Consider the following 24,858-nt stretch of genomic DNA (forward strand, 5'->3'; position numbering starts at 1 on the left):
AATAAATATTTATTATTTTTGAGAACACGATTAAACCCTTATCTGAAATTTGGGTCTAAGATAGTAAATTAGACTGTATTGTCGAACATAACGACTTAGTATATTATGAAAAAAAATAGTTTTTTACTCGGCGCTATTGTGATTTCAGGAGCCCTTACGCTGGGATCTTGTACTACTAGCAGACCAATCACTCATAGTGATGATGTCTATAATAATAATGCCCAGGCAAGACCAGCTTATCAAAGTCCGGATTACTACTATGCGGACGAAAGTGAAGCTGATCAAGTCCAAGATAACGGATATTATAGTGATGAATATTCTGATGCAGAATATGAAGAAGGAAAATACGAAGACTTAGAATATGCGAATCGAATTAATCGATTTTATTATTCTTCACCAGGTATGACCTACTTTGATCCATTCTTTGATCCTTGGTATGGTATGGGAATGGGATACGGAGGCTTTTATGGTCCTTCATTTGGTTTCGGATATGGTAATGGTTTTGGAGGTGGCAGATGGTCCATTGGCCTAGGTTTTGGTTTCGGCTATGGTTCTGGCTGGGGTTACAATCCATGGTACCCAGGATGGGGCTGGGGCGGTGGCTACGGTGGATATTGGGGTAATGGATATTGGGGAGGCGGCTACTGGGGTGGTGGCTATGGTGGCGGATACTGGGGTAACCACAGATCACGTGACTTAGCAGCACGTTCACCTTACCGTGATAACTACAACACACGCTCTAGATCAGGTACGCGTTACAGTGATGGTGGAAGAACTACTGGACGTACACGTTCGAATGCTGTCGTCTCTAGAGATGCGAACGGCAGAATTAGCAGTGTTGGAAGAACACGTTCATCCGCATCAAGCAATAATCCAAATGATACCAGAGCAGGAAGAACACGTATCGGTTCAAGCAATACCAACAGAGGTGATTATAATAATGGTGTTGGCAGAACACGTTCAACACGTTCCGATAATTACAACAACTCAAATGGTAATGTAGGCAGAACACGTTCTACAAGTTCAACAAGAGTACAACAATCAAACCCAGCGACAAGAAGTACAAGTAGAGATACTTATCAACCTTCAAGAACACGTTCTAGCGAACCGGTTCGTTCATCGCAACCAACGATGCGATCACAATCGAGCGGAAGCTTTAACAGTGGCGGTGGTGCCACTCGTTCATCAGGTGGTGGCGGAGGCGGTGGTGCTACACGCAGTGGTGGAGGCCGTACAAGATAAATATGATTCATAAGAAGAGTGGTTGATGAAAATTCAATCACTCTTTCATTACTACTATATATAAAACTATATGACTATTAAAAAAATACTTTTTGGGAGTGTACTAGCTATAGGTATGGTTGGCACCGCAAAGGCCCAGTCAATGACGGAAGATGTACTTTTGTTTTCTCAAGGAGACAATGGAGGAACAGCTCGTTTCAAGGCTATGGGAGGTGCTTCAACTGCATTAGGTGGTGATATTAGCGCTATAACTGGAAACCCTGCAGGTTTAGGTTTTTATAATCAGTCTGATGCTTCTGCAACTTTACGTTACCAATATGGGAAAAATAAGATGAATTATTTCGGTAACAAAACCAATAGCAAAACAGACAATTTTAACTTGGATAATGGTGGTGTTGTATTTCATTTACCGACCACACGTTACGGCGGAGACTTAACAAAAGGCTGGTTAAATTTTAATGTTGGTATTGCATACAATCGTACGAATCTTTTTAACAATAAATTAGACTATAGTGGCATGAATAGTGACAATTCGATCACACATGCCTATGCAGATCGAATGATTGATGAAGATGGAAAAGAATGGTCAAATGACATGAAATCATCCTTTATGTTTGATCAAGCATTTGATAAAGTTGGTAAATTTTATTTTCCAATAGCTGAAGATAAAGGAAGTGAACAATTGAATTCAGTATGGACCAAAGGTGGGAAATCTGAAACAGCATTATCTTTTGGCTCCAACTATAGCAATAAATTTTATATCGGAGCAACTTTCAGCCTAACAGACTTCCGTTATGAAAAATCTGCTGTTTTTACAGAATACGGCATAACAAAAGATGCAGCTGGTATTAAAGCATTGAATCCTGAATCAAACTATCTAAAGGCAGACAGAGAAGAGGCAAAGTTTGTTGATGTGGACTACGAACTATTTGACCATTACGGCCAAGTGACTCAAGGATCTGGTTTTGATTTTAAATTAGGTATGATCTATAAAGCCACACCTTCTTTAAGTTTAGGATTTACGGCTAAAACGCCTACATTTATGTCAATTACAGATGAATCGACCTCTTATACAGACATTAACTACTTTAAGCCAAATGCCGATAAGTCATTCCATAATTTTGCATCTAAATATTACGACACCTCTTACGACTATAACTTACAAACCCCCTATAAGCTTTCAGCTGGTCTTACACAATATTTTTCTGCCGGTCTATTAACTGCGGAAGTTGAATTTGTCGATTATGCAAGTATGCGCTATAGAGATGTTTATAATAATAATTCAAACGAGCAGCAGATGAATGCTAATATTAAAAACACATACCAGGCAGCCTTCAATGTACGCGTAGGTGGCGAGGTATTATTTAATCAAATATTAAGCGGAAGAGCTGGTTTCAATTATAATGGTAATCCGTACAAAGATGCTGAATATAAAACTTATGGCATTTCAGCTGGTCTAGGTGCTAAATTAGGCCGTGGAGTATATCTTGATCTAACAGGTGTTTATAATGCCAACAACTATAAAGAAAATCCTTATAGAATCACTTATGAAGGCGACTGGAATACGGTTAGTCCAAGTGTTGACGTTAAGAATAGCAGAACAAATGTAATGTTAACGATAGGATCAAAATTCTAGATCCTATTATACTAAAAAAGGCCTATTTCATATGAAATAGGCCTTTTTTAGTATAAGTTACCTTTAAGCCTTTTCTGCTTTTCGTCTTACAAATAAGTTGTAGTTCTCATGCTTATCTACATAGATCTCCTCCCCTTCTTCAATAAATCCATCCAAAGCCACAGCATCATACCAGACTCCCTCTATTTCAATCTTACCAGATGGGCGCAATACAGTCTTTGCTACTCCTTCCTTATTCAATAAATTGGACTTTAAAATAGAGGAGGTATATCCTTCTTCCGATTTTTGCTCTTCCTTTAAAACAAGCCTTCTAAAAACCGGAGCCTTTAATAGATTTTTTCCAAAGATAACCATCAATATGATCGACAGTATCATGGCTCCTACAACTAATAAAAATGAATTAAATAACATACCTGGATAAGCGAGTTTAAAATCTAAAAAATCATTGGCAACAAGACTAAAAGTCAGACCGCAAATAACGAAAATTATTCCTAATATACCGGCAATTCCAAAACCGGGAATAACAAAAACTTCTAAAAGAATTAATACAAGTCCTACTATAAAGACGGCGATTTCCCAATTTGCGGCTAAACCTTGAATATAGAGTGGTGCAAAGAAAAGTAATGCTGCTACAATCGCAACAGCAATAGCAAATCCTAAACCAGGAGCTTGCATTTCGGCATAAATACCACCAATTATTAACAAAATCAGCACCCCACTTACAGCTGGATTTATTAAAAAACTAATAATATGATCAATAGTGCCCTTACGATAAACCGTTTCTTGTACATTGACTATATTTAAGTCTTTATAGATCATATTACGATTGCTAACTTCACCCTTTGCCAATCCAAACTTAACAGCCTCACTGCTCGTTAGCGTCAACAATTGTCCATCTTGCTTTATCGACGGCAATGATACATTAGGATCAACAAAAGCTTCTGCCAATTTCGGATCACGATGTTTTACCTCTGCCGTTGCGCGCATCAGTCCTCGCATATAAGATTGGTACTTCTCCGGAAGTACTTCTCCATTAGCATTGACAACACTTGCTGCGCCTATACTTCCACCCGGATGGATATAAATATAGTCACTCGCCAAGGATATCAGTGCCCCTGCAGAAGCTGCATTATTATTAATATAAACAATCGTCTTAATCTTTGAGTCAAGCAATTTTGTCCGGATAGAGTCTGCAAAATTTAAGGCTCCTCCGTATGTATTCAATTCCATTAATACATAATCAACCTTTTTACTCTGTGCGCTGTCGTAAACTTGTTTTACTGTACGCCAGGCACTTGGCCCTATATCATCCTTTAATTCAAACACATATATCTTTTGGGCAAAACTTGATGTGAATAATACCAAGCTTAAAAAGACTGTTATTAAAAATGATTTACTAATTTTGCCTTCCATAAATAAGATTATTAAAAAAAATAAACAAGCGATTAATACATTTGCTATGTCTAAATATACTATTTCTAAAGCATTTTCTCAAACCTTCAGATTTCCGGTCTGGAAAATAGAAATAGATGAAATAAGCAGATTAATTGCTATTGAGTGCCGCGATCCTGAAAATACTATTCCTTACATCACAGTTCTGGATTTTAAAGGTATAGTGCATTTAGATCATTTTAGACTACCAGAAAAGGAATGGACTTTAGCGGCTATCCAAGATCAAGTTGTCGTTTTAAGGAAAGTTTCTGAAAATAGCCCTGTATCTCCAGGTGTTTGGATGCTATTTCATCAGAAACCAGATACTACTTATTTATACCATCAATTTCAATATCTTGGGATACTCAATGGTTATGTACATGTTCGTCCACAACATATCACTGCAGGTTTCGAACAGTATTTCTCATTTCTTTCAAAAGAAATTTTAACCACAGTACCTTCAGAAATTAAACCTTTTGAAAATGATATAGTCTTTCCTTTGGAATTTAATGCGCAAAAACCTTCATTTTTGCAGCATATTAAAAATAATGAAGATCTATGGATCAGTAAATGCAATGATCATTTTCTATGGTCTTATCATGAAAAACGGGACAAAAAATATACCATCAGATTGTTGCTTTCTGATAAAAAACAGGTTCTAGATGAAACGTTAATTATTAGCGATCTGGATTTAAAACTGGTGCAAATCTATTTTCAAATTGGGTGTCAGATTTTTCTTTTAACACACAATAAACAAGAATTTGTATCGTATTTAGTATAATTGTAAAACATGATGAACATTCTATCAAAATCTACCACATATAAAACACTAGCATTCTTATCATTAGCAATGTTAGCGATAAATCATAACAATGTGTCAGCGAGCACATTTACGGTTGCAGCAGCACCAGACTCCATCGGAGTTGAAAAAATTGATGGGCAAGAATATGTTCTTTTCAAAATTGAAAAAGGCGATAACTATTACCAGTTAAGCAAAAAATATAAAACTACTGTAGGTAAAATAACGGAATTAAATGGGAACAAAACTTTAGCTCTTGGCCAGATTGTCAAAATCCCGACCGGTCGCATGTTTTATGTAACTCCAAACAATTCAAAGAATTCGACAGTTAAAGGCTCCCAAAAAGAACTGATCGATTATAAAGTTGGTAACCAAGAGACTCTGTATGCTATTTCACGTAAATTTGACGTAACTGTTGAAGAAATAAAGAGGGCAAATAATCTGAGGTCAAACAGTATCAGCGGAGGCCAAATATTAAAAATCCCTAATAACAGTAACTTAAATATACCTCAAAAACCAGACACGCTATTTATCGGTCCAGATACCACTGCTATTGAAGAACCCGTTATTGCAGCTAACAAATATGGAATTCGTGAGAAAACGGAACGTGGAATTGGCGTTTGGATAGATGGGCTGAATGAAAATGGGACCAGTAATTTAGCATTACATAAAACTGCGGCGGTAGGTACCGTGCTTAAAATTACCAATCCGATGACAAGAAGCGTGACCTATGCTAAAGTGGTTGGTAAATTTAATGAAAATGCAGATACACACAATGCAATCGTCGTTTTATCAAAATCTGCAGCCGCTTACATAGGCGCTTTGGATAAGCGCTTTCAAGTCGAAATTACTTACGGAGTTCCTTTAGAGGATTAGTGCTGATCGATTCTTTTCGAATATTATATATTAAATGAATAAAAAACCATATGTCATTGGAATCGCAGGTAGTAGCGGTTCTGGTAAAACATTTTTTCTAAACTGTTTTTTGAAACACTTTAGTCCCGACGAAGTGACGCTTATTTCACAAGACGACTATTACATACCAGCAAATACAAAGACGCAGGAAGAAAATAAATTGTATAATTTTGATCTTCCAACTTCGATTGACCGGAATGCTTTTTATAAAGACATTAGTGATCTATTTGACGGAAAAACAATTTATAAAGAAGAATACACATTCAATAACCCTGCTATAAAACCAAAGATGCTGGAAATTAAACCAGCACCTATTTTGATTATTGAAGGACTGTTTATCTATCATTATACAGAAGTAAACAAATTAATCGATCATCGGATATTTTTAGATGCAAATCAAGATATCGCATTAGAACGCAGATTGCGACGAGATCTAATTGAGCGTGGTTATTTTGAAGATGATGTTCGCTATAAATGGGTTAATCATGTTTTACCGTCTTACAATGAATATTTATTGCCCTACAAAAATAGTTGTGATCAGGTTATAATCAATAATACGGACGATCCTGAACCGATCTGGAAGATCACAGATGATATCTGCGCGGATTTAAAAGATAAAATTTATAAATAACAATAAAAAGACTGTGTAGAACAGTCTTTTTTACTTTCAATCGTTCCTAAAGGGTTTGTGCATACTTATTATTTACCTATCTTTGCGCCAGCAAACAAATTATACTAATGAGCCATTCTGTAAAGATTAAAAATGCTTTAGTGTCTGTATATTATAAAGACAACTTAGCACCATTAATTCAATTATTAAACAAATACGGTGTTACCTTCTATTCTACAGGTGGCACAGAAGCTTTCATCAAAGATTTAGGTATTGATGTAGTTCCTGTAGAAGACCTAACGAGCTATCCTTCCATTTTAGGTGGCCGTGTAAAAACATTACACCCAAAAGTATTTGGTGGTATATTAGCGAGAAGACCTTTAGAAAGCGATCAACAGCAACTAGCACAGTACGAAATTCCGGAAATAGATTTAGTCATTGTTGATTTATATCCTTTTGAGGAAACAGTAGCTTCTGGAGCTTCTGAAGAAGACATTATTGAAAAAATTGATATCGGTGGCATTTCATTGATTCGTGCGGCTGCTAAAAACTTCAATGATGTTGTTATCCTATCTTCTAAAAATGATTATACAGCTTTAGAGGAAATGTTAGCAAATCAAGAAGGTACAACTACATTGGAGCAACGTAAAGAATTTGCTAAGCTTGCTTTCAATACTTCTTCACATTACGATACTGCTATTTTCAATTATTTCAATAAAGAAAATACGCTTGATGTATTCAAACAATCGGAACAAAAAGCTCAAGTATTACGTTACGGTGAAAATCCACATCAAAAAGGTGTTTTCTATGGTGATTTAGATGCTATGTTTACAAAACTGAACGGCAAAGAATTATCCTACAACAATTTGGTAGATGTAGATGCTGCAGTTGCTATCATTGATGAATTTACGGAGCCTACATTTGCAATTTTAAAACATACAAATGCATGTGGTGTAGCTTCACGTCCTACAATGAAACAAGCATGGGTGGATGCTTTAGCATGTGACCCTGTTTCTGCGTTCGGTGGTGTTTTAATCACTAATGGTGAAGTAGATGCTGAAACTGCCACTGAAATCAATAATTTATTTTTCGAGGTTCTTATTGCGCCTGCTTACTCAGAAGAAGCAATTGCAATTCTTACAGCAAAGAAAAATCGTATCATTCTAGTTCGTAAGGAGGTTGAATTACCATCACAACAATTCAAAACATTGTTAAATGGTGTTATACAACAAGATAAAGACAATACAGTTGAAGGACCTGAGCAAATGACTGCTGTTACTACAGTTGTCCCAACAGCGGCTCAATTAGAAGATTTATTTTTCGCAAACAAAATTGTTAAACATACCAAATCAAATACAATTGTATTTGCTAAAAATGGCACATTGATCACTTCAGGTGTTGGTCAGACATCACGAGTTGACTCATTAAAACAAGCTATTGAAAAAGCGAATGCTTTCGGATTTGACTTAAAAGGATGTTCAATGGCTTCTGATGCTTTCTTTCCTTTCCCTGACTGTGTTGAAATTGCAGCAGAAGCGGGTATTGCAGCAGTTCTTCAACCAGGAGGCTCAATCAAAGATCAATTATCAATCGACATGTGTAATGAAAAAGGATTAGCAATGGTGACGACAGGAGTGCGTCATTTCAAACACTAATCTTCCGATTGAATCATATAAAATAGAAGAGACTGTTACCTAATAAGGAGACAGTCTCTTTTTTGTTTATAAATAAAGTCAATCTGCAGAACGAAACATTTTCGACAATCTTTAAAAGTGTCATAAAATAGCATATAATAAATAAAGGCGACCTATGGTCGCCTTTATTTATTATATGCTATAGTAACAGCTTAAATGCTTGGTACGTTTACCAATTCATTTGTATCTGCATTATAGTCGATACCATCAAAATTAAAACCAAATAGGTTAAAGAATTCGTCACGGTAACCTTGAATGTCAGAAATTTCTGATAGGTTCTCTGTACAGGCTTTTTCCCAAAGTGCAGCTACTTCTGCTTGAACATCAGCTCTCATTTCCAAATCATCTACACGGATACGACCTTTTTCATCCAATTGAACTTTACCGTCAGCTGTGTAAAGACGCTCTGCAAATAAACGTTGCATCTGCTCAATTGTACCTTCGTGAATACCTTTTTCTTTCATCACTTTGTATAGTAAAGAAATATATAAAGGAACAACAGGAATTGCAGAACTTGATTGCGTTACCAAAGCTTTATTAACCGAAACGTACGAAATACCGTTAATATCTTTCAATAAATCATTTAAAGCAGGTACAGTACCTTCTAAATCATCCTTCGCACGGCCAATTGTACCGTTACGGTAAATCGGGAATGTTAACTCAGGACCGATATACGAATAAGCCACTGTTTTAACACCATCTGCTAATACACCAGCTTCTTTTAAATCTTCAATCCAGAATTTCCAATCTTCACCCCCCATTACTGCTACTGTATTCGCAATATCTTCTTCATTATCAATCGGATTAATTGTGATATCAGAAATCACACCAGTATGAAAATCCACTGTTTTATTTGTAAAAGGAACATCAATCGGTTTCAAAACAGAAGCATATGAAACACCTGTTTTTGGATGTGTCCGTCTCGGAGAAGCTAAACTATAGATTATTAAATCAACTTGACCTAAATCCTGCTTGATTAATGCTATAGTTTGTTTTTTGATTTCATCAGAAAAAGCATCACCATTGATACTTTTTGCATAAAGACCAGCCTCATGTGCTTCTTTTTCAAAAGCAGCAGTATTATACCAACCAGCTGTACCAGGTTTCCCTTCAGCTGCCGGTTTTTCAAAAAATACGCCAATTGTTGCTGCTCCAGAACCGAATGCTGCTGAAATACGAGATGCAATACCGAATCCTGTTGATGCACCAATGACCAAGACTTTCTTAGGGCCATTAGCAATTTCACCTTTAGATTTTACGTATTCAATCTGGTTTTTAATGTTTTTCGCAGTTCCTTCTGGATGCGAGGTTAAACAAATAAATCCTCTAGTTCTTGGTTGTATAATCATAATGATTAATTTTCTTACTCATGTTTTATTAAGGATGCAAAATAAACAAATTTTAGTAACAATTGATGCATAAATAAAGAATATCTTTTCAAGACATATCAGATAATCGGTCTTGACATTGTCCTATTCATTAATTACTTTAGAATTTACAAATCCTGATTCTTATATAAACATGCTCCTTACCACTAAATCAAAAGCACTTTCATTTGGTATATTAGCCTCATTATTTTTCGCCAGCACTTTTGTCCTCAACCGCATCATGGCAGTTTCGGGAGGTGGATGGCAGTGGTCTTCAGCTTTACGTTTTGTATGGATGCTACCGATATTGTTACTTATCGTTATTATACGTGGAAATTTAAAACAATTATTGATTGAAATGAAAAGAAATCTAGGGCAATGGTTGCTCTGGAGTACAATTGGATTTGGAATTTTCTATGCTCTATTGACATTTGGGGCAAGCTATGGTCCTTCCTGGTTAGTCGCAGGAACCTTTGAATTTACCATTATTGCCGGTATGTTTATAGGCCATTTCATGCAACGTAAAGAAATTCAACAGCCATTTTTCTAAAGCGACCTTATTTTTTTCCTGTATCATCTTTTTGGGTATCATTGTCATGCAAATTTCTGAGGCTAAATCTACTCCGTTGTCAACAATATTGCTCGGAACTATTCCTGTACTAGTAGCTGCAATTGCTTATCCTATTGGTAACCGTAAAATGATGGCCTTAACAAAAGGCTCTTTGGACACGTACCAGCGCACATTGGGTATGACGCTCGCAAGCATGCCATTCTGGATTATTCTGATGTTCTTTGGCTTTCAGGAGCATGGACTTCCCGATCAAAGTCAATTGTTACAGACCTTATTAATAGCCTTATTTTCTGGTGTTATCGCAACGCTACTTTTTTTTAAAGGGACAGAATTAGTGCAACATGACCATAAAGCACTTGCCGCAGTTGAGGCAACACAGGCTATGGAAGTGATTTTCACATTAATAGGGGAAATTATCATATTGCAAACTGCTTTCCCAAACAACTTGGCTACAACCGGTATTTTACTTGTAGTAGTAGGAATGTATCTGCACAGCAAAAATCATTAATGATTTAATGTTTTACTAATTTTATCCAAATTAAGACTATTAGCCATAGCAGAAAAGATCTTATAATAAGTGCCACGATGATCGTATAAATCTTCATGAATGCCCTTCTCGACTACCCTACCCTTTTCCATCACCACTATTTCATTGGAATCTATAATTTGGGAAATACTATGAGAAATAATAATAACCGTCCGATCCTTTTTTATAGCATCCAAACTATTTTTTATTTGTTCAGTAGCAATGGCATCCAAATTTGCAGTAGGTTCATCTAGAAAAATAATCGGAGGATTTTTCAAAAACAAGCGGGCAATCGCTATTCGTTGCTGTTGCCCCCCTGAAAGCAAATGGGCTCCAGAATCGTAACCTTGAGGCAACTCCATAATCTGTTCGTGAATGTAAGCTTCTTTAGCTGCCTTAACGATTTCCTCTTTACTACTCCCTATCTTTCCATATTCAATATTTTCAAAAATCGATCCTTTAAAAATATGGTTGCGCTGAAGAACCATACCGATATTTTTTCTTAAAAATTTAGTATCATAGTTTCTAAGATCAACTCCATCTAATAAAATCCGACCAGCTGTAGGTTCATAAAATTTATCTAAAAGATTTATAACTGTACTTTTCCCTGCACCGCTTAATCCAACAAGCGCTGTGATCTGATTTGGTTTGATTTGAAAAGAAATATCTCTTAGTGCATGGGTGCCGTTAGGATATTCAAATGATACGTCTTCAATCACAATATGGCCTTTTATCTTATCTGGTATAAAAGTACCGCTTCCCTCAATCAAATCATCTGACTCCAATATTTCGAAAAAAGATTCCGAGTAGATTAAAGCATCATTTACCTCATCATAGATACGATGCAGTTGACGAATCGGAGCCGAAACATTTGAAAATAACATAATATGAAACATAATCGCTCCAATTGTAATCTGATTGTCCAGCACCAGAAAAGCAGTTAAAACAATAATTGCAACAACTGCTATCTGCTCAATAAAATTCTTCAGACTATCAAAAATGAAACTTGTCTTTCGTGTTTGCATCTGATTTTCCGTCATTTCAAATTGAATCTTCTCATGACGGTCTGCTTCTTCAGGTTCACGTACAAAAGATTTTATGACCAATATAGAGTCAATTAAATTAATGATTCTATTATTCTTGGATTCTCTATATTTTCGCATCTGCCGTCTAAATCCACTGAGTTTTCCAGCTTGTGTTTGACTGATGTAGAAATAAATTGGTATCACTGCGAGCCCAACCAATCCGACGTACACATTAGCCATAAACATACATACGAGCGCCACGATGGCATTCGCAAATAAAGGAAGGATATCGATAAAGAAATTCTGAACTAAACGTGTCAGCGAGCTAATTCCCGAATCAATCCGTGTCTGCAATTTTCCGCTTTCATTTTCTTCTGACGTATAAAAAGCCATTTTATACGTCAATATTTTTTCTACAATCTGTTGTGAAAAATCTCTTGCAATAAATATACGTAGTTTTTCACCGTAGAATTTCTGTCCAAACTGAATAAAGGAATAGACAATCTCTTTTACCAAAAGAACAGCAGAGATAATCCCTATCAAATGCATACCTCTAGACAGCGGTTCTTTAGCGACCATCAAGTCACTGATAGTATCTACCGTATATTTCAAGATGAAGGCATTAATCTGCGCGGCAAAAGATCCGACCAAGGTTAAAACTAAGGTATAAAAGATGAGGTTTTTATAGGGCTTGGCAAATGGTGTTATCTTCTTGAACAGTAGTGATATGGTCATATATTAAGGCGTAAAAATAAAAACGACAAGAAAATTCGTTATATTAATCTGACAACAACAATAATACCGAAAATAAAAAAGGGAAATGAATACATTCATTTCCCTTTTTTATTTTATAAGACTAATGATTAACCAAAAACATCATTCAAGATTTTTGCCAAACGCAAACCACCTCTAAGCATACAATTTTCTGCTTTATAAATGTTGTTGTAGATATAGCTATAAGACAAGTTTGCGTTAAGCTCAACATCTGCGTAGATTTTATCTGAAAGCTGATTTGACTCATACAACCAGCTCGCTAGTGTACCACCTTGTACTTGCTTAACTTCATTTTTACTCAAAATATCCAATACCGTTGCATATTCGGTATAGCTATACTTTTCACCATCGATCAAATCTGAATCCCATACGCGGTGTATATTAGATTTTTTTCCGAACCAACTCACCTCAATTTTATTTCCACCTTGATCTTCGGCTCTACTTACGTGCATCGGCTGATGCGCATCACCGATTAAATGGATCAGCATGTATAGATTTTGTTTCTTTTTTTCAAGCGATAGCTCTTTTTCTGCAAATGATTTTTCCAAGCGCAACACCGTCTTGTATAAATTTTCTTCACTGGAATTTTCCATTGCTAACTGAAAATCAGCCCAAGGTAAGTGTGGATTAGTATTTATAAAATGAGAATTCCCTAATTTTTTAAATTCATCATGCGGATCAGACTTTATAAAATCCCCCCAGTTGGCCCAATAAGCTAGTTTCTGATTGCCAATTATTTTTTGAATATTCTTTTTTGCTTTTTTTGTCAGATGACGTTCTGCGACCTCAGCAACGACACGATGTCCAGTAGATCCCCATGCGAATACGGAAGAAATCTGCAAAGTCATTGCGAGTACAATTAGACTTTTTAGTATATTTTTCATAAACAATACAATTTTAGCGCAAAGGTAAAAATTACATCCTCAAATAAAACCCTATTGACGTAATAAATTAACTTTTGAAAATTTCAAACCCATATTGAGCATCACACCAAAACTCATCGAGAGCAATTAATCTTGGTTTGAAAAATGATATCAGATCGGGCCAGTCTTCTTGTTTAAAAATACTTTTTCCCTCCATAGTCATATAGATCATACTTACAGATTTCCCTTGTTCATCTTCCATCTCCAGATCCCAGATCCATTCCTCTCCTAGTATAGCTGTTAGAATGGTTTTGTACTCTTCAAACTGCTCCATCATAAGTTTACGCATTGATAGGTCACGATGACTCCACTCAATTGCTATTAAAGAAAGGCGTTTATCTGCCTCCATCTTAAAGCGTAGATTTTTAATACCGGTTCTATAGTTTACCCAATTAATTTTCTCTCCATCAGCAGAGTTATTTAAAGCCATATACTGTCCAAATCGGGTCCAAAAAGTCTCCTTCAACTGTTTTACTTCTTCTCTTGAATACATGGTACTAAATTTTAAAATGACGAAAATACTACTTTTATTTTCATAAATGACTAAACATTCGTCTCCACTTTGGCGTTTTTATTGCATGTACCCATAGGAACAGCTCACAGATTTATGAACAAATCATCATTATTATGGATAAGAAAAAATCACTTTTCATACTCGCCGCTACCGCTGCCGTCACGTTCGCTTACAATGCGTTAAAACCAGTAAAATCCAAAGTCAAAGTCATCGAACCTTTTGACATAGATCGTTACTTAGGCAAGTGGTATGAAATAGCACGGCTAGATTTTAAATGGGAAAAAGGTCTGTCACAGGTTACTGCTACTTATAACAAAAATAATGATGGTAGCATTGCGGTAAATAATCAGGGATTTCATGACCAAAAAAATAAATGGAAACAGTCAATCGGTAAAGCAAAGCCTATTGATTCATCAAAAAAAGCAGCTTTAAAGGTATCCTTTTTCGGTCCATTTTACAGTGGTTATCATGTAGTGAAAATTGATCAAGATTATCAATATGCACTTATTTTTGGAGACAATTTGGATTATATGTGGATATTATCCAGAGAAAAAACAATACCTGAAGCTATTAAATTAGCCTATTTGGAATATGCGCGTAAATCTGGTTATGCCATCGAAAACCTGGTTTGGACCAAACAAGATTAGCCAAAAATAGGTTTTAATACACCATAGTCAAGAGTTGGGTCTTGAGCAAAAACTCGAGCCAGCTCTTCACGATCTTCCTCCGTGATAATCCCACCAAGTCCCTTATTGTATAATTCAAGCAAATACAAGGAAGCCTCAAGCTTGTTTTCATAGGTTAAAATTGCACTTCCCACATAAAAATTTAATACCGATACTGCATATTCACCGAAAATGTCAAATCCAAATCCTGCGCCCGAATGTACTGCAAAACGCATATATTTTTCAAAGTCAGATTTTAAAATTTCCTTTAGCTTGTTTTCCATATCCGCAAAAATGCAATATTATAGTGAAATAAAAAAAAGAGATGAACTTCGTTCACCTCCTTTTTCTGTTCCAATTGGACCTATCGTACGCTTATAGCAACGATACGATCCAATACGCGTTCCGCTTCAGGTGCATCAGCTGCTGCTTTTGCAAACTCAGAACCATAACCTTCAGCGCCAATAACCTGACTACTAGGACCTTTTCCAATCAAATATACTTTAACTACCTCAGCGCGATCTGTAGATAATTTCTTATTAAAATCCTCATTTCCAGTTTTATCTGTATACCCGCCAATCTTTACAGTTGCTGCAGGGAAAGCTTTTAGAATTGCCGCTATGTTTTCTAATTGAACTTGACTTTCAGGAAGCACTTTAGCCGTACCTGTTTCAAAATTTAAATTATCAAAATTAAACCACTTATCTTTCAGTTCATCCTCGCTCAGCGCTTTGTAGTCTGTTTTTAGAAACTGCACCAACTGATCTTCAATACCACCTTTATATGCTTTTAACTTTACACCATCCGGCAAAATCACCTCTAAACTTTCGCGAACTACCGGAGTAACAGCAACAACAGTCAAACTTGTGTCTACAGCTGCTGTATTCATGCTATCGGTAACAACTACCTGATCTTTCTCCCCTTTACAACCTTTCCCAAATAAGAACCAAAGAACAGCAATAATTACGATGGGTATTAAAATTTTCCAAATTCCTCCACCGCCAGAAGACGGGGTTTCTGTATGTAATGGATCAACAATAGGGCCTGAAGGAGGAGGTGGGATAATAGGCACATGATCTATAGGAGGTACAATCGGAGGTGCTACACCCACGGGGGTATCATGATGCACAGGTGGCGGTGGAACAAGCGGAGGCGTTTCAATAGATAGCTCCTCATCTTTGGAAACAGCTTCATTTGTGACCTCTTCTGGGTGAGTTACTTTAGGTTCCTCTTTTGTAACTGGCACTGATACCAATATTGCTTCTACAGGCTTATCCGTAATACTGCTATCGTGTAATTCACTATCAGTAGAAGAGGATCTAATTTGATCGGTCTGAGCAAAAGAAGTTCCAAATGCAGCTAATCCAAATCCTGAAGGCAATGCGGCTGTAAAATTATCCTTATTTTCATTTAATAATCGACCGATTGCACTTACATCCCAATTTGTTCCATTTTGTGTTAAACCCGAGAATACAGCAGGTAATGAAACACTTAATAACTTTTCTACAGTGGATTCATTGCCTCCAACAAGGCTGCCTAAACTCGAAATAATTGAATTAAACTTGTCTCCAAAGATAGATTGTAAAAGGTCATTGTGATGAGGTTCAATAGGCTCTGCATCTACCAATCCATTAATACGTCCTGTTTCAGTATTGGTTTTTAAAAAGTCACCAAAATTAAAATCTCCATAATATTGTTTAGCTTTCTCTACAATTGCAGCTAAGCCAGTTCCTGACTCTTTTTGCAACCCTAAGAAAACAATAGGAACAATTGCTCCAATAGCTGATTTCACTTTTTCTTTATCTTCCCCTACGGAATTACCGAGCTTAGATAAGACTTCATCATTAAAAAATTCTTTAGCAGAATTTAAAAGGTTAATTTCCATAATGTTCAAATTTTAGTTTATCCGTTACTTTAAGTTACACTTCACGATCAAGTGCTATGCTACAATTTCACCTTGTTGTAACAATTACATACCAAGAATTGTTTTAACACAATATATAATGCTGAATTTTAAAACTTAACATTAAACAAATATGGGTTTGTTATATTAGCCCTGATATTAAGACTATAAATACCAACATCAACTATTATTAAACATGATCAAACGTACACTCGCAACGACATTTTTCTATTTAGCATCACTATCTATTTTATTTGCTCAAAATAAACCTAAATATATATTCTATATGATCGGTGATGGTATGGGACTCAATCAGGTCAATTCTACAGAAGTCTATTTGGCAGACCTTGAAAATAGAATCGGTTTGAAACCTTTAGTATTTTCGCTTTTTCCTGTCGCTACTTTTGCCTCCACATACTCCCTATCCAATGGCATTACCGATTCGGCTGCTGGTGGAACTGCACTTGCTGTAGGGTCAAAAACTAAAAATGGTGTTATTGGAATGGACTCAACACAAACAAAACCTTTAAAAAGCATCGCTTATGCGGCTAAAGAAAAAGGCTTAAAAGTTGGCATCACCACGAGTGTGAGTATTGATCACGCTACCCCTGCATCATTCTATGCACATCAAACAAGTAGAAACAAATATTATGAAATAGCAACCGATATCACCAAATCAAATTTTGATTTTTTTGGGGGGTCTGGCTTTTTAAATCATAATACGACAGCTTCTAAAGAAACTGCTACCCCTATTTTTACTTTATTTGAGCAATCAGGTTATACTTTGGCTTTCGGAAAATCGGATTATAATCGACTAAAAACAAAAGCTGATAAAATCATCTTAATGAACAATAAAGATACTGATCCTGAATCTTTAAAATTTGCAATTGATCAAAAAGATGGAGATCTCAATCTTAAAGAAATTACTGAAGTCGCAATTGAGTCGCTGACAAAAAATAACGATAAAGGATTTTTCTTAATGGTCGAGGGTGGTAAGATTGATTGGTCCAGCCACAGCAATGATGCGGCAACTACACTGCATGAAGTAGTCGATTTCAATAACTCGGTACAGGCTGCTTATGATTTTTACTTAAAACATCCGGAAGAAACATTGATCATTATTACCGCAGACCACGAAACAGGTGGTATGACTTTAGGAAATGGAAGTAGCAATTTAAACTTCAAAGCCCTCGTAAATCAAAAAGTTTCTCAGGGAGAACTTTCTAAAATAATTACTAAAATACGTATAGAACAACCTAAGACAACCTGGGAGCAAATCAAAAATATACTAGCGGAAAATCTTGGTTTATGGACAAAAATTAAAGTCAATGAACGTCAAGAAAAAGCTATGTTCCAGGCTTATGAAAATAGTTTTATCAAACATGTAAACGCAACAGAAAAAAGCCTGTATGCGAATGATGAAAAACTAGTAGCTGAAGCTGTCAAAACATTAAATGAAGCCGCTAATATTTCATGGGCTTCTGGTAATCACTCTGCAGGTTACGTTCCTGTTTATGCAATCGGAGCTGGTTCTGAACTGTTTACTCACAAAATGGAAAACACGGATATTCCTAAGAAAATCGCACAGGCTGCGGAATTAAGCTTATAATAAGCAATAAAAATGCGGGGGTAATCAAAAATGATTACCCCCGCATTTTTATTTTAAATCTTCATCTATTTATCATGCTGTTTATGCATCTGTTTTTTCTCGCTTTTAATATTTAAAAATTCGACTAAAACAGAGAAAGCCATTGCAAAATAAATATATCCTTTTGGAATATGCTGATCAAATGCTTCTGCTGTCAGCGACACCCCGATCAAAAGCAGGAAAGACAAAGCTAGCATTTTCACGGAAGGATAATTATTGACGAACTTACTGATCTGCTCGGAAGATAGTAACATAATAACAACAGCAATAATTACTGCCGCAACCATCACACCTATTTGATCAACCATACCCACCGCAGTGATTACAGAGTCTAATGAAAAAACAATATCTAAGATTAATATCTGAAAAATTGTACTTAAAAAAGTTGCGCCCTTTTTATTGACTTTATGTTCTTCTGTATGCCCGTCCATTTTATGATGTATCTCGGTCGTACTTTTATAAATTAAAAATAGACCTCCAATAAATAGAATCAGATCCCTACCTGACAATTCGAGATAACGAGACCAGTCCGGATTGTTGATACCAAAAGTAGTTGCAAGATTAATAAATGGTTCCGTCAAAGACATGATCCATTTAATTGAAAATAACAGAAGCACACGAGTTACTAATGCCAACATCAAACCTAACTGACGGGCCTTTTTTTGCTGTTCGGCAGGGAGTTTACCGCTAAGAATAGAGATAAAAACAATATTATCTATTCCGAGCACGACTTCCAGTACTGTCAATGTCAGTAGTGAAATCCAAATCTGTGGGTCTGAGATCCATTCCATAAAATATGTTGAGGGTTTTTATAAATTAAATTATTTATAATGTGCTAATGAAAAAACATGGGGACTAAACCGGGTTAATCTTCCCTGGCTATTTAAAAAATCTAGGCTTATGACAAAACAATATCCAGCGATTTCACCACCTAATTTTTCAATCAATTTACTTGCAGCCACTACAGTGCCACCTGTAGCCAGCAAGTCATCATGGATCAGGATCCTACTACCTTTTGGAAAGGCATCTTCATGCATTTCTATAGTCGCCTGCCCATATTCAAGAGCATAAGACTCTGAAATTGTATGAAAGGGTAATTTGCCCTGCTTACGGATGGGAACAAAAGGAATCTTCAAACGATTAGCCAACATCATTCCAAACAGAAAACCTCTGCTCTCAATACCAGCAACAGCATCAAGTTTACAATCCTTTACCTGTTCTACAAAAGCATCGACCATCTCTTCACACAACTGCGCATTTTGCAGTAACGATGTAATATCCTTAAAAACTATTCCAGGTTTAGGGAAATCATATACATCCCGAATAATATGTTTTAATTTTTCTTCAAGCATCTTTAAAAGATTAAATACGGAGCAAGTTTACGCAAAAAATCATCATCTAATAAGATGACCTTTTTTAAATCTTCCAAATTACGAAAATGACCATGTTGATTTCTGTAATTGACGATTGCAGTACTTTGCTTAAAACTAATATAAGGATGTTTAGACAAAGACTTTACATCCAGCTCGTTAATTGTTAATTTTGAAACTGCATGATGAGAACTAATCTTTAAAAAAGGAAGTATAGCCTCAAATGTTTCAACAGGTAGCCCATAAATCTCTTTAATCTGATCAACAGATATAAAGCCCCCCAGAGACTCTCTATATTTCACAATCCTTTTGGCAAAAGTTGAACCGATACCTCTTAGCGCTATGAAAGCAGTAGTATCTGCATTGTTTATGTCAACCTCTAAAGGTTTTAATTTATTTTCAGCATTATTCGTAAACCAACCTGCACTATTTTTTTCTATACTTTGAACCTGATTTTTAACTGTCGTTGGTGCAATTTCAATATAATTTTCCAATTGCTTAAATTTAGTCGGAGAGATAGAATAGATCTTAGCTAAATCTTCCTTTTTATAAAACCGGCCACCTTTTTCTCTATAATTGAGTATAACTTGAACCTGCTTCTCTTTAAGTCCCAGTTTTAGCCAACCTGCTTGATCCAAACGATTGGGATCAAATCGAAATAAACTACCTTTAACCTTTTTATCATAAGGATCTTTATCCTTATAATCCCCTAAAGACCGATAATCATTCGATTGACCAACACCTGTTGTATCATTTTCAACAGATGTAAAAGCCTGAATATTGTAACTTTCTAAATTTAAATCGGATTTGTTAAAAAAATTAGCTACAAAAGGAAAACTGAACAGGAATAGCATCAATATACTCAGTACAAAGAATCCATTCTGTTCAGTTCTTGAGAACTTGAAGTATTTAAAAAACTGACGTAGCACAATAATTTAGTTTTCATTTAAAATACATAAAATTTAAATAAAACAAAACTAAATAATCTGAAAACCAGATAAATACTACATCAAAATACGTTATAAACTATTTTTATCTACTTTTTCTACTTTACTATCGTTCTTTAAAGTTTTAGAAATAGCATCAAATGGCCTTGAGACAACCTCATCACCTTTTTTAAGACCCGATAAAATTATAATATTTTTATCGTCCTGAATGCCTGTTTTCACAACGGTTTGTTTAACCAGTCCATTGTTAAAGACAAATACATATTCTTTCAAACTGTCTGTGCTTAAACTATCTGCTCCTGTACCATTTCTTATGGTAACAGATTGTATCGGAATAGCCAACCCCTTCTGATGTTTAGTAAAGATCTGTACTGTTGCAGATAAACCTGGTTTAAAAGGAGAGGCACTATTCTCCTTAATTAAATCCTCATAAGAGCTCAATTGTATACGCACTTTGACATTAAAGTTTGTAACCTGCTCGGTTGATGAACCAGCAGTCACTGTAGCAATATTTTTAGATGAAGAAGCAATTTCAGTAACGATACCTTTAAATTTACGATCTTGATAAGCGTCAACTTCAATCTCTGCTTCGTTTCCTACACGGACACGATTAATATCATTTTCATTCACATCTACATTGACCTCCATAGCGTCCATATTGGCAATACGCATGATTTCTGTACCCGCCATCTGTGCCGTTCCAACAACACGCTCGCCTAACTCAATAGATAATAATGACACGACACCGTCACTTGGCGAATAAATTGTAGTACGATCTAAATTATCTTTTGCTTCTTTGACAGTTGCCTGAGATTGGTCTATACCAAATTTCGTAGATAATACAGTCTGTCTTTGTGCTTCAATAGCTGCTAAAGTTGAGTAGTATTCTGCCGAGCTTTTGTCCATTTCAGCTGCTGAGATTACTCTTTTGTTAAACAATTCAAGATTTCTCTTGTAAGTTGCTTCAACATTACTAAAATTAGCTTGTTGCTGTTTTAATTGTTGTTGTGCAGCTGCCAGATTTGCTTTCTGAGAATTCAAAGTAGCAATAGACCGTTCATAACCCGATTGCAAGATATCAGGTTTTATACGACAGAGAACTTGTCCCTTTTTCACTAAATCACCTTCTTTAATATTTAGTTCCACAACTTCACCAGATACCTCAGAACTCAATTTAACTTCAAATTCTGGTTGAATTTTACCACTTGCAGAAACCAGCTCATTGATATTCATTTCCTTTACAGGATCTACAGCAACTTTAACGATATCCCCTTTTCCGAACCATCCCAATTTGCTGCCAACTAAAACCAATATTAATATAACGACTGCACTTATTAATATGATTTTTGGTAATTTACTTTTCTTTTTAGCCATTTCAGATTTTCATTAAGGGGTTATTTAACATCAAATTTAATTGGATTTCCAACATAATAATCAATTATTTTATCTTTAAAGATCATATTATACTTTGCTTGGATTAAATCAAATTCAGCTTTATTTCTATTTGTTTGTGCGGTAAACAGTTCAATACCATTTGCCATACCTATATCATAGCGTTCCTTGATCACTTGAAATGCATCTGTCGCACTACTAAAAGCCGCTAAACTAGATTGATAACGCTGTGCTGCGGCAGAAAGGTCTAAAACAGCCTGATTAACGGTTTTATTTAAATTTGTTTCTAAAAGCTGTTGACTGGTTTCTGCCAATTCTAGATTAATCTTAGCTTTTGATACATTTATTCGGTTCTTATTATTATCAAAAATTGGTACCGACAAAGTCAGTCCTGCCCCAAATGATTTATTTTGATTAAACTGGTCACCAAAAGGAAGATAATCTCCGGTAATTAAATTTCTTCCTTTGGAAGAATAATTGGTACCATAACTCACTCCTAATGAAAGAGAAGGATAATAGCCTCCTTTGGCAATATCAATTTGTTTTAATGCTACTTCCTTATCTAATTGAGCCTTCTTTACCTCTGGATTGAAACTTTTAGCTTTTTCGAAGACATTAACTGCCGAATATTGACCGAGCACATAATCCACCGCTTCTACTTCCGGTTTAACCAATTTCAATTCTGCTTGTGGAGACATCTCCATCAATTGTTTTAATGTCAATAAAGAAGATTCATAGGCATTTCTAGCATTTACCAAATTAAGCTCATCCGTGGCAACTTGATTTTTAGATTGAGAAAGATCAGCCAAAGTTTTATTACCTACTTGAAATTGGATGGAATCATTTTTCACCTGTTCTTTAGATAAAAGAATCTGCTGTTGGCTCGCAATCGTCAATTCACTGTTTGTGATTGCTTCCAAATAATTAACCAATACAGATAACATCAAATCATATTTTATCTTTTCGATTTGCGTAGCGGATGACTCTAATAGTAATTTATTAGCTTTAATCTGGTTGATCTTCTGAAAACCTTGAAAAATGGTTACATTAGAACTCACAGAAGCGCTTGATGTCCTCGTCCATTCATTTCCCGTGATCACGGTACCCGATACCTGGTCAAATGCAAATCCATTATTAAATCGCTGATTTACACCTATGCTCAAATCGGGATATAAATTAGATTTTGCCTGATAGACGTCCTGCGCCGCTAAATCTTTATTTAAAGTAGCCTGCTTAACCTGCAGGTTTCTTTCTAAAGTAATTCGAATAGCTTCTTCTACGGTTATTTGTCCTTGTCCAAACCCCGCATACCCCATCAAGGAAAACATGATGGTCATAAAAGCCATTTTCTTATAATTTTTTCTATCGTCCATAGTAAGAACCTAATAGTTTTAATATTTTTGCTAAAATAAAAAAGTATGTATCTTGTTAAAGCACCTTTCTTTCTTAAATTATTATATCCAAAATCAATCTGGAATAAATCAAGGAAAGAAAACAAAATTTACCTCACTTTTGATGATGGTCCTATTCCGGAATTAACTCCATTTGTTTTAGATACTTTAAAACAGTACAACATCAAAGCGACTTTTTTTTGCGTAGGTGAAAATATTAAAAAAAATCCACATTTATTCGAAAGAATTTTGTCTGAAGGCCATCAAGTCGGAAATCATACTTACAATCATTTAAAAGGCTGGAAAACTGACGATGCTAAGTATCTCGAAAACATCCAACAGTGTCAAGAGCTTACCAAAAGTAAGCTATTTCGCCCTCCATATGGAAGAGCTAAAAAATCTCAATTAAAAGAACTCTATTCTGCATATGAAATTATCATGTGGGATGTTCTAACCGGTGATTTTGACCTTTCACTTTCCCCTGACCAGTGTTTAAAAAATGCAATCAGAAATACCGAAAATGGATCAATTATCGTTTTTCATGACAATATTAAAGCAATACCTCGTGTAGAATATGCACTTCCTAAAACTATAGCTTATTTATTAGAGAAAAACTACCGATTCGAAGTATTATGATTTGCTTTTTCAAGTACTTTCAGTTCATAGTATTGCGCACTACTAACACTAAAATATCCAAGTGCCCCATTAGATATATTGGATATCGGATTAGAGGGAGCTGCAGAACCTGGGTTTAACCCTTTAACATTGGACCAGTATGTGTATACATCCTTGGCGATACATTGTCTCAAAACTTGAATTTCGTCTCCAACTTTTATGTCTTCATCTTCATTACTTATTTCATGCTCAACAAATAATCCATCATTAAATTTATCACTAAATACATCGCTAAATTTAAATTCCTCATCATTCAATTTCAACTTATACTTGTAATAGTTATCTTGATTAGCTGGATCATTAAAACCAAATGAAGCATATATATATTCATCATTAAATCTTTTTTTACGAACTAAACCGATGGAATCTACTGCTACATATTTAGGCATGATACAGGTTGACTCAAAATGGCTTCCATCAGACATTGTAACTGATAAGGCATATCGATCACCTTCTTTGAAAGTCATTCTATCAATAACATAGCTACCATTATTCCTATCAGCAAATTGATAAGAACGGCCACTACTCATATTTGTCACTTGCACATAAGCGCCTAACACCGGATCGTTGGGTGATGTATTCGAAAAGTCGACAACACGGTTAATGGAGATTGTTTGAGACACATTTGCATTATGCAGATCTCCGACAATAACATATTTACCTACTACAGCATCTAACTCTAAATCTATTTTATCTTCACATGAACTTAAAAATACGGCCGTTACCAACACGATACAATTAAAAACAGTTTTTATATTCATCACAATAATTTATTTATTCATTAATAATCAATTCTTATAGATCATCACGCTAATGCTTGTTTTGATGATTTAACTTCTT

The 24,858-nt window shown here is 35.5% G+C and carries 22 protein-coding genes and 1 pseudogene; 10 read left to right on the top strand and 13 right to left on the bottom strand.

Annotated features, from left to right (window positions below; all coding sequences use genetic code 11):
- Positions 1-105: 105 nt before the first annotated feature.
- Both ACFS6I_RS02685 and ACFS6I_RS02690 read left to right on the top strand, forming a co-directional pair.
- Positions 106-1,242, top strand: a complete 1,137-nt coding sequence (locus tag ACFS6I_RS02685; protein WP_132843363.1) for an outer membrane protein assembly factor BamD — start codon at positions 106-108, stop codon at positions 1,240-1,242.
- A 70-nt stretch (positions 1,243-1,312) separates the two neighbouring features.
- Positions 1,313-2,878: an OmpP1/FadL family transporter gene (locus ACFS6I_RS02690; protein ID WP_380918013.1), complete on the top strand. Its 1,566-nt coding sequence runs from the start codon at positions 1,313-1,315 to the stop codon at positions 2,876-2,878.
- A gap of 63 nt (positions 2,879-2,941) precedes the next feature.
- Here ACFS6I_RS02690 and ACFS6I_RS02695 read toward each other — a convergent pair whose 3' ends face one another.
- Positions 2,942-4,291 (bottom strand): NfeD family protein, encoded by a 1,350-nt coding sequence (locus tag ACFS6I_RS02695; protein WP_380918015.1) that lies wholly within the window; start codon positions 4,289-4,291, stop codon positions 2,942-2,944.
- 46 nt (positions 4,292-4,337) lie between these two features.
- Here ACFS6I_RS02695 and ACFS6I_RS02700 point away from each other — a divergent pair, with 46 nt between their 5' ends.
- The 4 genes from ACFS6I_RS02700 (at position 4,338) to purH (ending at position 8,288) form a co-directional block, all read left to right on the top strand.
- The gene (locus ACFS6I_RS02700) at positions 4,338-5,090 is read left to right on the top strand and encodes a hypothetical protein (RefSeq protein WP_380918017.1); all 753 of its coding nucleotides are present in this window, start codon (positions 4,338-4,340) and stop codon (positions 5,088-5,090) included.
- A 9-nt stretch (positions 5,091-5,099) separates the two neighbouring features.
- Positions 5,100-5,984: a LysM peptidoglycan-binding domain-containing protein gene (locus tag ACFS6I_RS02705; protein WP_380918019.1), complete on the top strand. Its 885-nt coding sequence runs from the start codon at positions 5,100-5,102 to the stop codon at positions 5,982-5,984.
- Positions 5,985-6,018: 34 nt separating this feature from the next.
- The gene (locus ACFS6I_RS02710) at positions 6,019-6,654 is read left to right on the top strand and encodes a uridine kinase family protein (RefSeq protein WP_021188441.1); all 636 of its coding nucleotides are present in this window, start codon (positions 6,019-6,021) and stop codon (positions 6,652-6,654) included.
- 107 nt (positions 6,655-6,761) lie between these two features.
- Positions 6,762-8,288: a bifunctional phosphoribosylaminoimidazolecarboxamide formyltransferase/IMP cyclohydrolase gene (gene purH / locus ACFS6I_RS02715; protein ID WP_380918022.1), complete on the top strand. Its 1,527-nt coding sequence runs from the start codon at positions 6,762-6,764 to the stop codon at positions 8,286-8,288.
- A gap of 191 nt (positions 8,289-8,479) precedes the next feature.
- On the opposite strand, the gene fabV is transcribed toward purH, so the two are convergent.
- On the bottom strand, positions 8,480-9,676 hold the full coding sequence (gene fabV, locus ACFS6I_RS02720; RefSeq protein WP_021188442.1) for an enoyl-ACP reductase FabV: 1,197 nt from the start codon (positions 9,674-9,676) through the stop codon (positions 8,480-8,482).
- A 313-nt stretch (positions 9,677-9,989) separates the two neighbouring features.
- Between fabV and ACFS6I_RS02725 the strand changes: the two are divergent.
- Positions 9,990-10,773: pseudogene (locus ACFS6I_RS02725) on the top strand (DMT family transporter).
- Here the strand turns inward: ACFS6I_RS02725 and ACFS6I_RS02730 are convergent.
- The 3 genes from ACFS6I_RS02730 to ACFS6I_RS02740 all read right to left on the bottom strand — a co-directional run bounded on the left by ACFS6I_RS02730 (position 10,770) and on the right by ACFS6I_RS02740 (position 14,006).
- Positions 10,770-12,551 carry an ABC transporter ATP-binding protein gene (locus tag ACFS6I_RS02730; protein WP_380918024.1) on the bottom strand — a complete coding sequence of 594 codons (1,782 nt, stop codon included), beginning with the start codon at positions 12,549-12,551 and terminating at the stop codon, positions 10,770-10,772. The pseudogene ACFS6I_RS02725 and the gene ACFS6I_RS02730 overlap by 4 nt on opposite strands.
- A gap of 128 nt (positions 12,552-12,679) precedes the next feature.
- Positions 12,680-13,474 carry a S1/P1 nuclease gene (locus ACFS6I_RS02735; protein ID WP_132772911.1) on the bottom strand — a complete coding sequence of 265 codons (795 nt, stop codon included), beginning with the start codon at positions 13,472-13,474 and terminating at the stop codon, positions 12,680-12,682.
- Positions 13,475-13,541: 67 nt separating this feature from the next.
- Positions 13,542-14,006 (bottom strand): DUF4268 domain-containing protein, encoded by a 465-nt coding sequence (locus ACFS6I_RS02740; RefSeq protein WP_380918026.1) that lies wholly within the window; start codon positions 14,004-14,006, stop codon positions 13,542-13,544.
- 134 nt (positions 14,007-14,140) lie between these two features.
- On the opposite strand from ACFS6I_RS02740, the gene ACFS6I_RS02745 reads away from it, so the two are divergent.
- Positions 14,141-14,674: a lipocalin family protein gene (locus ACFS6I_RS02745; protein WP_380918028.1), complete on the top strand. Its 534-nt coding sequence runs from the start codon at positions 14,141-14,143 to the stop codon at positions 14,672-14,674.
- Here ACFS6I_RS02745 and ACFS6I_RS02750 read toward each other — a convergent pair.
- Together ACFS6I_RS02750 and ACFS6I_RS02755 are read right to left on the bottom strand one after the other, a co-directional pair.
- A complete protein-coding gene (locus ACFS6I_RS02750) occupies positions 14,671-14,976 on the bottom strand; it encodes a hypothetical protein (RefSeq protein WP_380918030.1) in 306 nt (101 codons plus the stop codon). The two genes, ACFS6I_RS02745 and ACFS6I_RS02750, sit on opposite strands and share 4 nt — an antisense overlap.
- Before the next feature lie 80 nt (positions 14,977-15,056).
- Positions 15,057-16,577 (bottom strand): OmpA family protein, encoded by a 1,521-nt coding sequence (locus ACFS6I_RS02755; protein ID WP_380918032.1) that lies wholly within the window; start codon positions 16,575-16,577, stop codon positions 15,057-15,059.
- Between the two features lie 214 nt (positions 16,578-16,791).
- Here ACFS6I_RS02755 and ACFS6I_RS02760 point away from each other — a divergent pair, with 214 nt between their 5' ends.
- Positions 16,792-18,204, top strand: a complete 1,413-nt coding sequence (locus tag ACFS6I_RS02760) for an alkaline phosphatase (protein WP_380918034.1) — start codon at positions 16,792-16,794, stop codon at positions 18,202-18,204.
- 65 nt (positions 18,205-18,269) lie between these two features.
- Here the strand turns inward: ACFS6I_RS02760 and ACFS6I_RS02765 are convergent, their stop codons facing one another.
- The 5 genes from ACFS6I_RS02765 to ACFS6I_RS02785 all read right to left on the bottom strand — a co-directional run bounded on the left by ACFS6I_RS02765 (position 18,270) and on the right by ACFS6I_RS02785 (position 23,325).
- Entirely contained in the window at positions 18,270-19,034 is a 765-nt protein-coding gene (locus tag ACFS6I_RS02765; RefSeq protein WP_380918036.1) for a TerC family protein, read from the bottom strand.
- 30 nt (positions 19,035-19,064) lie between these two features.
- Positions 19,065-19,595 carry an adenine phosphoribosyltransferase gene (locus ACFS6I_RS02770; protein ID WP_380918038.1) on the bottom strand — a complete coding sequence of 177 codons (531 nt, stop codon included), beginning with the start codon at positions 19,593-19,595 and terminating at the stop codon, positions 19,065-19,067.
- Between the two features lie 2 nt (positions 19,596-19,597).
- A complete protein-coding gene (locus ACFS6I_RS02775) occupies positions 19,598-20,542 on the bottom strand; it encodes a ComEA family DNA-binding protein (protein ID WP_380918040.1) in 945 nt (314 codons plus the stop codon).
- A 90-nt stretch (positions 20,543-20,632) separates the two neighbouring features.
- Positions 20,633-21,934, bottom strand: a complete 1,302-nt coding sequence (locus ACFS6I_RS02780; protein WP_132772927.1) for an efflux RND transporter periplasmic adaptor subunit — start codon at positions 21,932-21,934, stop codon at positions 20,633-20,635.
- A 20-nt stretch (positions 21,935-21,954) separates the two neighbouring features.
- Positions 21,955-23,325 (bottom strand): TolC family protein, encoded by a 1,371-nt coding sequence (locus tag ACFS6I_RS02785; protein WP_132772929.1) that lies wholly within the window; start codon positions 23,323-23,325, stop codon positions 21,955-21,957.
- A gap of 45 nt (positions 23,326-23,370) precedes the next feature.
- On the opposite strand from ACFS6I_RS02785, the gene ACFS6I_RS02790 reads away from it, so the two are divergent.
- Positions 23,371-23,979 (top strand): polysaccharide deacetylase family protein, encoded by a 609-nt coding sequence (locus tag ACFS6I_RS02790; protein ID WP_132843338.1) that lies wholly within the window; start codon positions 23,371-23,373, stop codon positions 23,977-23,979.
- Here the strand turns inward: ACFS6I_RS02790 and ACFS6I_RS02795 are convergent.
- Entirely contained in the window at positions 23,958-24,779 is an 822-nt protein-coding gene (locus ACFS6I_RS02795; protein ID WP_132772932.1) for a DUF4249 domain-containing protein, read from the bottom strand. The genes ACFS6I_RS02790 and ACFS6I_RS02795 overlap by 22 nt on opposite strands.
- Between the last annotated feature and the right edge of the window lie 79 nt (positions 24,780-24,858).

The organism is Sphingobacterium anhuiense (genome assembly GCF_042686355.1).
Classification (GTDB): Bacteria; Bacteroidota; Bacteroidia; order Sphingobacteriales; family Sphingobacteriaceae; genus Sphingobacterium; species Sphingobacterium anhuiense.

Bases quoted from the DNA above. Each gene is read 5' to 3' on its own strand.
- ACFS6I_RS02685 (WP_132843363.1), top strand. From the start codon at position 106: ATGAAAAAAAATAGTTTTTTACTCGGCGCTATTGTGATTTCAGGAGCC.
- ACFS6I_RS02690 (WP_380918013.1), top strand. From the start codon at position 1,313: ATGACTATTAAAAAAATACTTTTTGGGAGTGTACTAGCTATAGGTATG.
- ACFS6I_RS02695 (WP_380918015.1), bottom strand. From the start codon at position 4,291: ATGGAAGGCAAAATTAGTAAATCATTTTTAATAACAGTCTTTTTAAGC.
- ACFS6I_RS02700 (WP_380918017.1), top strand. From the start codon at position 4,338: ATGTCTAAATATACTATTTCTAAAGCATTTTCTCAAACCTTCAGATTT.
- ACFS6I_RS02705 (WP_380918019.1), top strand. From the start codon at position 5,100: ATGATGAACATTCTATCAAAATCTACCACATATAAAACACTAGCATTC.
- ACFS6I_RS02710 (WP_021188441.1), top strand. From the start codon at position 6,019: ATGAATAAAAAACCATATGTCATTGGAATCGCAGGTAGTAGCGGTTCT.
- purH (WP_380918022.1), top strand. From the start codon at position 6,762: ATGAGCCATTCTGTAAAGATTAAAAATGCTTTAGTGTCTGTATATTAT.
- fabV (WP_021188442.1), bottom strand. From the start codon at position 9,676: ATGATTATACAACCAAGAACTAGAGGATTTATTTGTTTAACCTCGCAT.
- ACFS6I_RS02730 (WP_380918024.1), bottom strand. From the start codon at position 12,551: ATGACCATATCACTACTGTTCAAGAAGATAACACCATTTGCCAAGCCC.
- ACFS6I_RS02735 (WP_132772911.1), bottom strand. From the start codon at position 13,474: ATGAAAAATATACTAAAAAGTCTAATTGTACTCGCAATGACTTTGCAG.
- ACFS6I_RS02740 (WP_380918026.1), bottom strand. From the start codon at position 14,006: ATGTATTCAAGAGAAGAAGTAAAACAGTTGAAGGAGACTTTTTGGACC.
- ACFS6I_RS02745 (WP_380918028.1), top strand. From the start codon at position 14,141: ATGGATAAGAAAAAATCACTTTTCATACTCGCCGCTACCGCTGCCGTC.
- ACFS6I_RS02750 (WP_380918030.1), bottom strand. From the start codon at position 14,976: ATGGAAAACAAGCTAAAGGAAATTTTAAAATCTGACTTTGAAAAATAT.
- ACFS6I_RS02755 (WP_380918032.1), bottom strand. From the start codon at position 16,577: ATGGAAATTAACCTTTTAAATTCTGCTAAAGAATTTTTTAATGATGAA.
- ACFS6I_RS02760 (WP_380918034.1), top strand. From the start codon at position 16,792: ATGATCAAACGTACACTCGCAACGACATTTTTCTATTTAGCATCACTA.
- ACFS6I_RS02765 (WP_380918036.1), bottom strand. From the start codon at position 19,034: ATGGAATGGATCTCAGACCCACAGATTTGGATTTCACTACTGACATTG.
- ACFS6I_RS02770 (WP_380918038.1), bottom strand. From the start codon at position 19,595: ATGCTTGAAGAAAAATTAAAACATATTATTCGGGATGTATATGATTTC.
- ACFS6I_RS02780 (WP_132772927.1), bottom strand. From the start codon at position 21,934: ATGGCTAAAAAGAAAAGTAAATTACCAAAAATCATATTAATAAGTGCA.
- ACFS6I_RS02785 (WP_132772929.1), bottom strand. From the start codon at position 23,325: ATGGACGATAGAAAAAATTATAAGAAAATGGCTTTTATGACCATCATG.
- ACFS6I_RS02790 (WP_132843338.1), top strand. From the start codon at position 23,371: ATGTATCTTGTTAAAGCACCTTTCTTTCTTAAATTATTATATCCAAAA.
- ACFS6I_RS02795 (WP_132772932.1), bottom strand. From the start codon at position 24,779: ATGAATATAAAAACTGTTTTTAATTGTATCGTGTTGGTAACGGCCGTA.